Genomic DNA, 12,827 nt, shown 5'->3' on the forward strand with positions numbered 1-12,827 from the left:
AATCAAAAACCTTTAATAGAGAATGCACCTTCAGTATAAGTAGTTATTTTTCTGGAAAATATAACATTAATTATTCATGTATAGGAGCTAGTCTATGCTAGGGGTATTGGGGTTACTTATTGTTTGTACGCTCGTCATTTGGTTTGAAGTACCTAACTTACGGCAAAAAAAAGCGAAGAAAGAATTATGGCTATTCTACACAGTTCTTGCAATTGGAATGTCCGTAAGCATCTGTAAAGCACTGGGTTTGTATGTTCCAAATCCTTCTGATTTATCAGCTGCTATCTTTAGACCAATCAGCATATTTTTACTTCATTTATTATCTTAATACGTAAGACGAGGAAGTGAATACCGTGAAACCTGTAGTTAAAATTTCAACGATTCAATTTCGCATGCTCGTTATGCTTTATACAATTGGAAGCACAATTGTTATTGCTCCAGCGGCTATGACTGTTGATTCTAAGCAAACTGCTTGGATTCCGGCTATTCTCGGAGTAGCATGCGGATTTGTATTAGTGAAAGTATATATAGCTCTCGGACTTTTATTTAAAGATAAAAATCTGGTAGAAATCAATGATGTAGTATTTGGAAAATATCTAGGAAAAGGTGTATCTTGTTTATTTGTCCTATCTACTGTCATAACGTGCAGCCGTATTGTATACTACGTCGGAAGTTTTTTAAATACCCATATTATGATGGAAACGCCGCTGCTTGCTATTCACATTATTTTTATGCTTGTGGTTGTGTTCGGGGCAAGACTGGGGCTAGAAACAATTGCACGCTGCTGTGAAATCTTTTTCCCGTGGTTTGTTGGCCTTCTCGGAATTTTTATTTTTTCACTAACTCTTCAAATGAAACTTGAAAATCTTATGCCTTTAATGGACATTCACTTAAAGCCGCTGACTCATTCGGTTCTTATCTTTCTTAGCATTACTTATTTTACTTTTGCTCCTTTGATGATGATTTTCCCCCTTCATTTAAGAAAACCTGAAAATGGAGCTAAAGCTTTAATGAGCGGCAGCCTGCTAGGTGGATTTATTATGGTAATTGTTATTTTTTCTTGTATAATCGTTATTGGTTCTTATCATTCTTCAACTACCATGTTTCCCGTATATGAAATGGCTAAGCGAATTGAGGTGGGAAATTTTTTGCAAGGAATCGAGGTAATCATTGCCATTATATGGTTTCTTACTCTTTTCTTTAAAGTTTCTCTTTATTTTCATGCTTCCATCGCTGGACTTTGTCATATTTTTAACATCAATGAAACTCGATTTCTAACGTTACCGATGGGATTAATTGTTACGACTTTTTCCATTATTGTGTACCCAACCATTACCTATCAAAAAACATGGTTAGCCGAAACGTGGATTCCCTATAGTTTTTTGATGGGAGCTTTATATCCTTTTATTCTTCTTATCATAGGATGGATTCGTTTTAAACCAGCTAAAATAAAAATAAAAAAGATAATAAAATCTACATAAAAAAAGCAGGTAGTCACCTGCTTTTTTATGCTTGAAGCGCTTGAAGCCCTGCTTGGTTTAAGAAATGCCAAGGCTTATTAAAGTGGGGTTGAAAGAAAAAGTCCATAAAGCCAAGCTCATCGATCGTCATTTCCTGCTGTACGCATACAGACAATGTATTAATTGCTTGAGTAGCATCAATTTTAGAAATAACCTGTGCACCTACAATTCGTCTCGTTTCTTCTTCATATACTACTTTTAACGTAATATTTTCGTACGTTGGCATGAATTCTGGTCGGTTATTTTCTGATATTGTGATACTTTTCACATTCATATCAAAAAGAGAAGCCGCTGTTTCAGTTATGCCGGTAGATGCAACATTGTAATCATAAATATGCAAGCCTGATGTTCCTTGTGTTCCCATATACTTAATCGTCGGTTTAACAAGGTTTTGAGCAACTAATGTTCCCATTCTAACCGCATTTGTAGCAAGTGGAATATAGGCATGTTTCTTAATCGGATTGTAGTAAATCGCACAGCTATCTCCGGCCGCAAATATATCTTTTTTGCTTGTTTGCATATATTCATCAACCACAATTGCGCCGTTTGGAAGCATGTCTACCTGCCCTTTTACTAAGTCTGTGTTTGGACGAAAGCCAACACACAAAATAACAAGATCCGCTTCATATTCACCTGCAGTTGTCACTACTTTTTCAACAGATCCATCGCTGCCTGCAAATTTAGTAACCGCTTGGTTTAATGCTAATGTAACTCCCCGCTTTTTAAATTCCGTTTCCATCAAGCTTGTAAACTCTGGATCAAGATATTTATTTAAAATACGATCAGCACTATCAATGAACGTGACTTCTTTTCCATATACTTCAAAGGCTTCTACTAATTCTGCACCAATATAACCCGCACCAATTACGGCGATTTTTTTTGCTTGTTTTGCTTTTTCGATAATGTGATTAGCATGCTGATAGTTTTTACAAAGCACAACATTATTTAAATCGATGCCTTCAAGGTTTGGAATAATTGGCCATGATCCAGTTGTCATCACTAATTTATCAAATGTATCTTCAAATTCTTCGTTTGTTTCTAAGTTTCGCACCGCTATTTTTTTGTCTTCTGTATCAATATTCGTCACTTCATGTTTCATTTTCATATTTACACCCATCTCTTGCAATTCAGACGGTGAAGAGTAAAATAAACCATTTGCATCTTTTACGACCCCGCCTACATAGAGCGCAATTCCACAAGACAAAAATGAAACATTATCATTTCGCTCATAAACTGTAATTTTAGCTTCTGGATAAAGTTCTGCCATATTTTTCACTGCTGCTGTTCCTGCATGTGTACACCCTACTACTGCAATTTTCATAGATGATATCCCCCTTAGGATTATAGAAAATATAATTTGTGAAGTTTTTCACATATATTGTGAAATGTTTCACATATCTTTTACAATTCTTATTATACAAACATGTTTGTTCTTTTTCAAGAGATATGTGAAAAAAATCACATACTTTTTTAAAAAAATATGTTACAGAGTTCTTTAAATAGCATTGAAGCTTGATATGATGCACTTTTTTTGTTTATGCGCTGCTGATGAACAATTTCATCAGCTTGTTTTTTTACGTAGAAACTCACTATCCAATGCACTCTCTAACAAAAAAAATAAACCGGATAAAATAATCATCGCTAAAATAGATACACGGATTCCGCTTATAAGCAAGTCTGCTATATAAACCGATAGAAAAGTAAAAAATATGTCCACAAAAGCTGCAGATGCTACAAATAGTGCTCTGTTCATCCTAGCATTCTTCATTAAAAAAATAAGCGCCTTTGAAAAAAGCTCTGTGATAGAGCCAAACACAAAAATAAAAAATAGAAATAAACATATGGCCCAGTAAGAGTCATACTCCACTCCCATCACTCTAAGGAAGCCTATAAAACCAAAAAAGTAGCTTCCCATTAAGATAGCTAAAATGATTAGTACAATCGCTCCTGCTATAAAGAACGCAATTAAAAGATCCATTCCCTTGCTTTTTCTTTTCATTGTTCCATGCCACCTTACTTATGATTCAATCCGTATTATACCAAAAAGAGGACGAGACATAACGAAACGAATCCATTCTAAAAACAAACAACTAGTACACATGAGCGGAGTCACTTTGGACACCGCCGTTGACTTCCGTGAAAGTCTTCCCCTTGTCCTCCAATCAACTGCTAGAAAGACCTACACACGAAACCTACATTTACCACAACAAAAAAAACGAACCACGAATCAAACATCTTGATCAATGGTTCGTTTTTCACTTTGTCTAAAATCTTTTTGTCCTAGTCTCTTTTCTACTTTACTTATCTTTTTTATCTTGAAGAGCTTGTTTTAAAGCATCTCCCAAGCTTGAACCAAATGCTCCGTCATCGTTGTATTTGTTAAGAAGCTTTCGTTCTTCTCGTTTTGAAATCTTTTTCTTTTTGTCCTCGGCTTTTTCCACTACTTGACATGAACGGCATTGGAAATACGTACCCGCTTTTCCTGAATGAATTTCCATTCGTTTATGACACTGCGGACAGCGTCGGTTCGATAGTTTAGGGTCTTTTGCGCGTCTATAGCTGCACTCAAGGCTTGAACAAACGAGCACTCTTCCTTGCTTTGTTTTCTTTTCTTTTAAGAACGAGCCGCATTCCGGACATTTAGAGCCCGTTAAATTATGAGGTTTGTACGTTTGATTACTTGTTTTTACTTGCTTGACAAGCTTTTCTGTTTGTTCGCGAATATTCGTTAAAAACTCTTTTGCATTTCCTTTTCCTTTAGCAATTGCTTCTAAGTCACGTTCCCATTTAGCCGTAAGCTCAGGAGACTTTAACTCGTCTGCTACTAAGTCAATCAGCTGCTTTCCTTTTTTTGTTGCGTGCAGACGGTTATTTTGGCGATCAATGGATTCGTTTTGCAGAAGTTTTTCAATAATATCTGCGCGTGTTGCCGGCGTACCTAAGTTGTGTTTTTCCATTTGTCCAAGAAGATCGGCTTCTGTATAGCGCTGCGGCGGCTCTGTAAATGCACTTTTCATCGTTACATTTTGAATGAGCAGCTTGCTGCCTTCTTTCATATCAGGCAGCTTCACCGTTGCTTCTGAGTCTCCACCAGAAACTTTTTTGAAGCCTGCATTCACAACTTGCTTTCCGCTCGCTACCAACAGTTCCCCGTTTACTTCAAGCTCTGCTTTAACCACTTCATACTCATATGCAGGATAAAACAATGAAATAAATCGCTTTGCAATTAAGTCATACAGCTTTCGTTCATCAGCTGATAAGTCCTGTAAAAACACAGGCTGATCCGTTACGATAATCGCATGGTGATCACTTACTTTTTCATTATTAACCACTCGCTTTGGCAGCTGTGCATTTTTTAAAATTGGACGAACTTCTTCTTTATATACAGCAGAGATGCTTTCCAAGCGCTCTTTCATAGTGGAAACCATATCTGTTGTTAAATAACGAGAATCTGTACGTGGATACGTGACTAACTTATGCTGTTCATATAACTTTTGAAGTACATTCAATGTCTTCTTAGCAGAGAAGTTAAAGCGTTTGTTAGCGTCGCGCTGCAGTTCATTTAAGTCATAAGGAAGCGGCTGCGCTTCTTTATGCATTTTACGCTTGATTGTTTTCACAACTGCTTCACCTGATAATTTTGAGTGCAGCTCTTTTGCACGTTTTTCATCAAAAATGCGCTTTTCATTGCCCTTTTGCCAAGCTGCTTCAAACGACGAAAACTGAGCTGTAAGCGTCCAATATTCACTAGGTTTGAATGTGTTAATTACTTGTTCACGCTCAATTATCATCGCAAGCGTCGGTGTTTGTACACGTCCTGCTGATAATGGTTCTTCGTATTTAGTCGTTAACGCTCTCGTTACGTTTAAACCGATAAGCCAATCGGCTTCTGAACGGCAAACTGCTGAATCATACAAACGATTAAACTCTTTTCCTGGTTTTAGCTGTTTAAACCCGTCACGAATCGCTTTGTCCGTTTGAGACGAAATCCAAAGACGTTTAAACGGCTTGTTCCAGCGTACCTTTTCCATAATCCAGCGTGCTACAAGCTCTCCTTCACGCCCTGCATCAGTCGCAATAATTAACTCGCCAATATCCTTTCTTTTTGCTAGATCGGATACTGTACGAAACTGAGAGCTCACTTTACGAATTACTTTTAGTTTCATTTTCTCAGGCATAATTGGCAGATCTTCTAATCGCCATGTTTTATATTGGTTATCATAATCCTCTGGTGTTTGTAATTCAACTAAATGGCCGAGTGCCCATGTTACGACATACTTTGGCCCTTCAATATACCCTTTTTTTGTTTGTGTGCTGCCAAGCACGCGCGCAAGATCACGTGCTACACTTGGCTTTTCTGCTAATACAAGTGATTTCATTTTATGTATACCTCCAATTCACTTGTTCCATTATACATGATTGTATACTTTTTGTACGACTTCAAGATTAAGTTTACATAATCATATTATAATAAATAAAGCTGAAGAATTTCTCTTCAGCTTCTAGCTACTTCTTTTTATAAAATAGTCGCGAGATAATTAAACCGATAGCTCCTAAAACGATAAATAACAAGGCTCGTATAGCCATTGGGATAAAAGGTAAATCATATAAAACGAGTTTAAAAAGTGTTAAGAACAAAATGCCCACGCCGACATATGTTGCTGTTTTAAAATTTCGAAGTGATCCTATTACGAATGCAGCAATGGACAAGCATAGCCAAACGGCCGTCATAATAAGCGTTTGTGTATTAGCGGAAAGATCAGTGGTTCCAGCGACCGTCACTTCCGTTGCAAAAATTAAAGAAAGAATAGAAAAAACAATACTTCCTCCAATTTTGAATGTATCGTGCTCATCTTTTTCTGTTTTTTGAATACTGATCCATACAAATACTAGAATAGAAGCTAACACAACAACCCAATTTAATGTCGGAAGAGACAGCACTTGTTCGATTGGTGTAACTAAGATATACGTGGCACTCAGTATATAAATCGTATAAGAAAACAGTTGATGAAGTAGATTTTTATACGTCATGGCGATATAGTAAACAGCAAGTCCTTGAATCACATATAAAATGACTCCTTCTCTTAAATCGACGAGCTGATGAATAAAAAACGCTACTGCAACAATTAAATAGGTAATAAAAAATTCAAATTTCTCTTTAGAACTTCTTACTGTGTAAACACCTAATGCGTAAATAATAACTAGCGCAAGCAGCACCATGGTGGTCGTGCCATCGTCAAAAACGGCAAGCAGCCAGCCGTACGTAACTGCTAAACTCGATAGAAGGGTAAACGCATATACTTGGAGTACGGATTGTGATAGAAAAAAGCTAGAAATTAAGCATAAATGCTGAATCAGAATCGCCATACCTAATAACGCTTTTACACCATTATCACCAACAAACGAGTAATAAATGAGTAGCGTAAGATTTAATAGTACCGCGGAAAGAACATATAAAATTGAATATTTTTGTTTGATTGCCACATATAAAAAGGCAATATACAGAAGCGTTTCATAGCCAATGAAAACCAGAGCATTAGGCGAATTACTTTCAATAAGAAAAGGAACTAGTACGCCTCCAACCGCGCTAATAATCCCTAATGCCTGTGAACGATAAAAGACTGTCGCGATCATCCCTAAGATAATCCAGCTCGTATTTAGTATAAAAGCAAGCGTTGGTCCTGCTAAATGATATAGGCTATGCATCGCAAACGTCGTTAACATGAGAATAGGAATAGCTCCTCCTACAAGTACTTGCCCGAGCACCAGCCTACCCTTTTTGATTTGGAAATGACCTGTTACAGCAAAACCTATTGAAACAACGAAACCGAGAACAACTTTTGCTTTTTCATTCATTAATCCATAGTCAGAGGCTGCTTTAAATCCCCATAGCACGCCAATAATAAATACGAAAATAAAAATTCTCGGCAGCCATGTTTGAAAAAGGACTTTTTCCCAATCAACAGGCTCTTCTATTGCCTGTGAGCTTTTAGCTGCTGTTTGAGCAGGACGTTTAGTCGTCTCCTGACGCAGCTTGGGAGGAGCGTGAACTGCTGGTCTTGGAGAATTTGTTTTATATACAAGCGACTTTAGCTTGGCTACGTCTTCTTCTAAACTGCTTATTTTTCGTTCAAGCTCTTCTATTCTTTCGTTTTCCATATTTCCTCACCCTTTCTCTTTAAAGTATTTGTGATTTTTATATGTATACCTTACAGCACTTAACTATTATACCATTAAAAGGAATATTACTTAGAAACATTCTATTTTTAGCAAAAAAAAATACAGCGCCCTTTTCAAAAGAAAAGTTCGTTGTATAGGATGTGCTGCCTTTTTTATGTCACTTTCTCGCTGTATGTACTATGAAATCCCGCTTCGATGTGGGCTACTTGAAAGCTATGATGACCAATTAAATATTTAACAATATCCACACGGTCAATTTTACCTGGCTTATTGTTCATTGCTTCTCGCACCATAGATTGAAATGTTTCTTTGCAAAACTTCTTTTCATGAAGCAGAATCGTTTCACAATACTCTTCATGGTCTCCCTCTGAAATACGATAATAATGCATTTCTTTCACCCCTTTTTAATGTTATACCTATTACATACCCCAAATATTGCTATTTTAACAAATTAATTTTATTATTCTTTATTTTTCCATTTATATATAATTTACAGCGCAACGTTTCGAAACTCATCGTTATAAATGCTAATTTGAAGACGCTGAGAAAAACGTTCTTCTTCAATGTAGGTCTCAGGCATTAATCCAACAGGATATACCCTCGGGTTTTCGCCGCTTCCTAATATGTATACATACATCTTTCCTTCGCTTGTATATCGAACTTTCGTCGAAATACCTCCTTGCCCTTGAAGAGGCGCATAAACCGCTCTTACATTATCTCTAATTTCTTGTACAAATCCATGTAGTTCAACATCCGAATCGTAATAGTGGTTTGCTTCATACAAGCCGTAAATACGAGACTTATCGATATCACATAATATGTTCCAAAATTCAGATAAATCTTCTTGGAACAACACTTGAATAAAATTTCGTGCAGCTTCTTGCTGTTCTTTTGTTAATTCTTTTGTTAGCGCAAACTCTTCATTTTTTAACATCTCAGTCACCTCCCTTATGTATGTAATACGACAAGAGATACAAATAACCTCTTTTTTCAGCTTATTAGCAACCAATTTATTTTTTACATTAAAAATTGAAAAGCTATCTCGACTAAGATGTCAAAATAACTTTTCAATTACTGTAGAATAATTACGTAAAATACTCGATTTTCGCATTTGGAAAATACTGATCAATGTAATATTCCAACGTCTCTCTTAATTCTTGTTCTTCATCTTTTGCGTATACATACTTTCCAATCCCGTAACGCCCCCATTTGTAGCGGCGCTCTTCTTCATTCATCTCAAGCTTTGTTTTCGGATAGTTTTTCTCAATCACCCGTTTGGCCGGCTTGGTAAAGCGATGCTGAATCATTTCAAATGTAATATCATCTCTTGACTCTTCAGGTATAGAAGCATCAAGCTTTTCAAACAGCTGACGGTATCCCTCTTGCCAACCTTCATGAATGTAAATAGGCGCCACAATAAAGCCAAGTGGATATCCGGCTTTTGCAACTTTATTAGCAGCTTCAATCCGATAATCAAGAGGAGATGTACCAGGTTCAAAGTTTTTTATAACATAATCTGCGTTTATGCTAAAGCGAAAGCGCGTGCGACCATTATGTTTAGCATCCAATAAATGATCCACGTGATGAAACTTAGTCACAAAGCGCAGTTGACCTAGTTCACTTTCCCCAAAATATTCAATCGCGCGCTTTAATGAATGTGTTAAATGATCAATTCCTACGATATCAGATGTACAAGCCGCTTCAAATCGCGTTATTTGAGGGGCTCTTTCCTGCATATATTGCTCTGCTTGACCTAATATTTCTTCCACATTCACGTACGTGCGAATATATGGTTTGCTTCCCATTGTTGTCTGCAAATAACAATAGTGACAGTGCCCCATACACCCTGTTGCAAAAGGTATTGCATATTCAGCTGACGGTTTAGATGTATCAAATTTCAAGGTTTTACGCACACCAACTACTAAAGTAGACTTGGCATTGCGGTATTTTTGCAAATCATTTTTTCCCGGTATATTACGCACTTGATTATGAGAAGTTGTTTGACGAATCTCAATTCCCATCTTCTCAAATTTTTCTTTTAATTGAACACCAAGCGGGTACTCCATTGCCCCTGGCTCAATGTATACTAATTGAGGTACAAAAGGTTTTATCATCATGTACACTTCCTTTTTTCTAATACTAATAGCGTTTGAAAAATAAAAAGACTCTATCCGTGGTAATTATTTTTTAGATCAAAAAAGACTCTCTATTTAAGAGAGCCTTTCGTCAATCATATTGTTCATAATCAAATATCTTGTTATACATGTTCTCTGCTTCTTCATACGTTGAATACACAGCATCATCTTCAGCTAACAAATGATAAGACTCATGCAGAAACAGCGCTTTTTCACCTTTATTTTCAGGATGTTCAACAATTTCAGCTTGATTAATATTGGCAACGTTTGCCGTATGAGGATTTCGGTAAATAACAAATACTTGATCTCCTACTTGATATTCTTTTTTCTCCACGATCATCATCCTTTTCTTCTTTCTTTACTCGTATGATGTCCGCTTTTACTCATTTTATCCGATAAAAACACGTGGTGAGATCATCAAGAATTTATACGCTTTTACGCTCAATAAACCGAAAAGGAAGCTCAATTTTTTGAGGATCCTTGCTCCTGATTAGTTTAAAAAGCGTTTCGCCCATTTCTTTGAGAGGAAGTTCGATCGTTGTGATTTGTAAATAAGAAGAAAGCGGATGATTATCAAAACCAATAATAGCTAAATCGCCTGGAACTGATATACCCGCTTGTTCGCACTGAGCTTTTATACCAATAGCGACTTGATCGTTTGTTACTAAAAGCGCCTGAGGCCGATTTTTCATCTGCACCAATTTTTTCACCACTTTTTCACCATCTGTCACGTTCAAACAGCCTTGAAACACCCATTCCGGATGATAAGGCTCATTTATTCTTTCTACATATTCTTTGTATGCTTGCTGCCTCTGTTGACTATTTGTACCCGTCATTCTTCCAATACAGTAGCCAATATCCGTATATCCTTTTTCTTTTAAATACATGAGCGCTTTCTTAAAAGCTGCATAATGATCAACGTATACGGAGCGAATAGAACGATTTTGTACGTTTTCGCACACGGCTATCGGCCCGTACTGCTGATAATATTCAATCGTGCTCCAGCTGCTTGCTCTAGAACAAATAATCACTCCATCAACCTGCTTTGTTTTTAGCATATGAAGCGCTTCTTCTTCTTTTTTTACATCATAGTTCGTCTGACAAATAACAAGCTGATACTGCTTTTCTAACGCTTGAGAGGCCACTCCTTCTAAAAGCAGACTGAAATAAGGATGATTAATAAAAGGCAAGACGACGGCAATCATATTTGTTTTCCCTTTTGATAAGTGAACGGCATTAATGTTTTGTTCGTAATTAAGTTCTTGAATTACTTCTTCTACCAGACGGCGCTTTTCTTCTTTTACATACGGATGATGATTTAAAACCCGTGACACGGTCGAAACAGATACACCAGCTTTTTTTGCGATATCTCGGATATTTGTCATGTTTTCACCTTTTTCTCTTGCGCTGAAACGCGTTTCATACTTTATTCTCATTATAAAGTGAAACAGCAATAAGCTAAACCCGTTACAATCATGTTTTTATTCACTTATATAAGGAGGTCATATCATGGGTATTTTATTATTCATTTTATTATGCGGAATTGAAATCGGAGGAGCGGCTTATGCACTTAAACAAAATGAGACACTTTGGAAGGAGCTAGATGAAAAAAAGCCGACTGATTTTTTCAAACAGTAAAAAACCCTTAAAAAGAATGTTCTTTTTAAGGGTTTGATATTACGCAGCTTCTTTAGATGATTTTGATTTTTTATTTAAACGAGGAAAGCCAATTACAATCGCAATGATACCGCAAACCGCTGTTAACATTGGATAGAATGTAAATGGAATAATCTCAACCGGTGAAACTTTAGCAAATCCTGCTGCGAGAAGCATTTGTGCACCGTAAGGGATAAGCCCTTGAACGCTGCATGAAAACAAGTCGAGCAGACTGGCTGATTTACGATTATCAATTGAATACTTATCAGAGATTTCTTTCGCTAACGGACCTGCTGTAATAATTGAAATCGTGTTATTAGCCGTGGCTAAATTGGTTAAACTTACTAATCCAGCGATACTGAATTCTCCACCTTTTTTTGTTTGAATGCGTCGTGTTAATAAGTTCAATAAGAACTGAATACCGCCGTTATAGCGAATGAGCTCAACCATTCCGCCAATTAAAAGAGATAAAATAATTAATTCCGACATTCCGCCAATACCTTCTGTCACAGTTTTAGCAAGAGAAGAAAGCGTGTAGCTTCCGTCAGCTAATCCAATCACGCCGGCTAATACAATTCCTCCGGTTAAAATGCTTAATACGTTTGCACCAAATATGGCAGCAACGAGTACGCCGACATAAGGCAAGATTTTAAACCAGCTAAAATCTTTAATTTCTACTGATGACGTATTGCCTAGCGTCATTACAAGTAATAAAATCACTGTAACAATCGCTGCAGGAAGGACAATAAAAAAGTTTACTTTTAATTTATCTGACATATTTGTTTTTTGCGTACGAACTGCCGCAATGGTCGTATCAGAGATTACGGATAGATTATCTCCAAACATTGCACCACCAACAACAGCAGCAATTGCCAATGTAATGGATACATGCGCCTGCTCACTGATTCCTACAGCAATAGGCCCTAACGCAGCGATCGTTCCCATTGACGTTCCCATCGAAATTGAAATGAATGCGCCAATAACAAAGATTCCGACTACCACTAAGCTTTGCGGAAGCACAGACAGAGCTAAGTTTACCGTTGAATCAACAGCTCCCATGCCTTTAGCGACTTGAGAAAAAGCACCTGCCAAAATAAAAATAAGTACCATAATAATGATATCAGGATGCCCTGCTCCTTTAGCAAAGCGTTCCACTTTTACATTAAGTGAATCTTTGCGGTTCATAGCCAGCGCCACAATGGCTGCAATGATAATGGCTACTAATACAGGCAGCTTATAAAAATCTCCCGTTATAATTCCTGATCCGACAAACAGGACTAAAAAGACGCCCAGCGGTAACAGCGCCCAGCCGTTTCCTTTTTGTTGTTCCATTCTT

General features: G+C 37.0%; 13 protein-coding genes. 3 read left to right on the forward strand and 10 right to left on the reverse strand.

What is annotated here, in order from left to right:
- Positions 1–94: 94 nt before the first annotated feature.
- Together ACRPLQ_RS11605 and ACRPLQ_RS11610 are read left to right on the forward strand one after the other, a co-directional pair.
- Positions 95–328, forward strand: a complete 234-nt coding sequence (locus ACRPLQ_RS11605; RefSeq protein ID WP_014460215.1) for a hypothetical protein — start codon at positions 95–97, stop codon at positions 326–328.
- Between the two features lie 25 nt (positions 329–353).
- Positions 354–1,481 (forward strand): endospore germination permease, encoded by a 1,128-nt coding sequence (locus tag ACRPLQ_RS11610; protein WP_165635994.1) that lies wholly within the window; start codon positions 354–356, stop codon positions 1,479–1,481.
- A 25-nt stretch (positions 1,482–1,506) separates the two neighbouring features.
- On the opposite strand, the gene ACRPLQ_RS11615 is transcribed toward ACRPLQ_RS11610, so the two are convergent.
- The 9 genes from ACRPLQ_RS11615 to ACRPLQ_RS11655 form a co-directional block, all read right to left on the reverse strand.
- On the reverse strand, positions 1,507–2,841 hold the full coding sequence (locus ACRPLQ_RS11615) for an FAD-dependent oxidoreductase (protein WP_028413450.1): 1,335 nt from the start codon (positions 2,839–2,841) through the stop codon (positions 1,507–1,509).
- A 240-nt stretch (positions 2,842–3,081) separates the two neighbouring features.
- Positions 3,082–3,519 carry a YrvL family regulatory protein gene (locus tag ACRPLQ_RS11620; protein ID WP_432235998.1) on the reverse strand — a complete coding sequence of 146 codons (438 nt, stop codon included), beginning with the start codon at positions 3,517–3,519 and terminating at the stop codon, positions 3,082–3,084.
- Positions 3,520–3,817: 298 nt separating this feature from the next.
- Positions 3,818–5,899, reverse strand: a complete 2,082-nt coding sequence (locus ACRPLQ_RS11625) for a DNA topoisomerase III (protein ID WP_034265868.1) — start codon at positions 5,897–5,899, stop codon at positions 3,818–3,820.
- A gap of 127 nt (positions 5,900–6,026) precedes the next feature.
- Complete coding sequence (locus ACRPLQ_RS11630; RefSeq protein WP_154991386.1) at positions 6,027–7,679, reverse strand: DUF2339 domain-containing protein; 1,653 nt, start codon at positions 7,677–7,679, stop codon at positions 6,027–6,029.
- Positions 7,680–7,852: 173 nt separating this feature from the next.
- Positions 7,853–8,089, reverse strand: a complete 237-nt coding sequence (locus ACRPLQ_RS11635; RefSeq protein WP_013056931.1) for a hypothetical protein — start codon at positions 8,087–8,089, stop codon at positions 7,853–7,855.
- A gap of 101 nt (positions 8,090–8,190) precedes the next feature.
- Positions 8,191–8,634, reverse strand: coding sequence for a hypothetical protein (locus tag ACRPLQ_RS11640; protein WP_033578900.1), 444 nt, complete (start codon positions 8,632–8,634; stop codon positions 8,191–8,193).
- A 151-nt stretch (positions 8,635–8,785) separates the two neighbouring features.
- Entirely contained in the window at positions 8,786–9,814 is a 1,029-nt protein-coding gene (gene splB / locus ACRPLQ_RS11645; protein WP_025752275.1) for a spore photoproduct lyase, read from the reverse strand.
- Between the two features lie 112 nt (positions 9,815–9,926).
- Positions 9,927–10,175, reverse strand: a complete 249-nt coding sequence (locus tag ACRPLQ_RS11650) for a transcriptional regulator SplA domain-containing protein (protein WP_033578899.1) — start codon at positions 10,173–10,175, stop codon at positions 9,927–9,929.
- 85 nt (positions 10,176–10,260) lie between these two features.
- Positions 10,261–11,220, reverse strand: coding sequence for a LacI family DNA-binding transcriptional regulator (locus ACRPLQ_RS11655; RefSeq protein WP_432235999.1), 960 nt, complete (start codon positions 11,218–11,220; stop codon positions 10,261–10,263).
- Between the two features lie 124 nt (positions 11,221–11,344).
- Here ACRPLQ_RS11655 and ACRPLQ_RS11660 point away from each other — a divergent pair, with 124 nt between their 5' ends.
- A complete protein-coding gene (locus ACRPLQ_RS11660; RefSeq protein WP_255219815.1) occupies positions 11,345–11,473 on the forward strand; it encodes a hypothetical protein in 129 nt (42 codons plus the stop codon).
- A gap of 39 nt (positions 11,474–11,512) precedes the next feature.
- Here ACRPLQ_RS11660 and ACRPLQ_RS11665 read toward each other — a convergent pair whose 3' ends face one another.
- Positions 11,513–12,823, reverse strand: coding sequence for a Na+/H+ antiporter NhaC family protein (locus ACRPLQ_RS11665; RefSeq protein WP_034265856.1), 1,311 nt, complete (start codon positions 12,821–12,823; stop codon positions 11,513–11,515).
- Between the last annotated feature and the right edge of the window lie 4 nt (positions 12,824–12,827).

The sequence above is a fragment of the Priestia sp. TRN 1309 genome, from assembly GCF_050846875.1.
Lineage (GTDB): Bacteria > Bacillota > Bacilli > Bacillales > Bacillaceae_H > Priestia > Priestia zanthoxyli.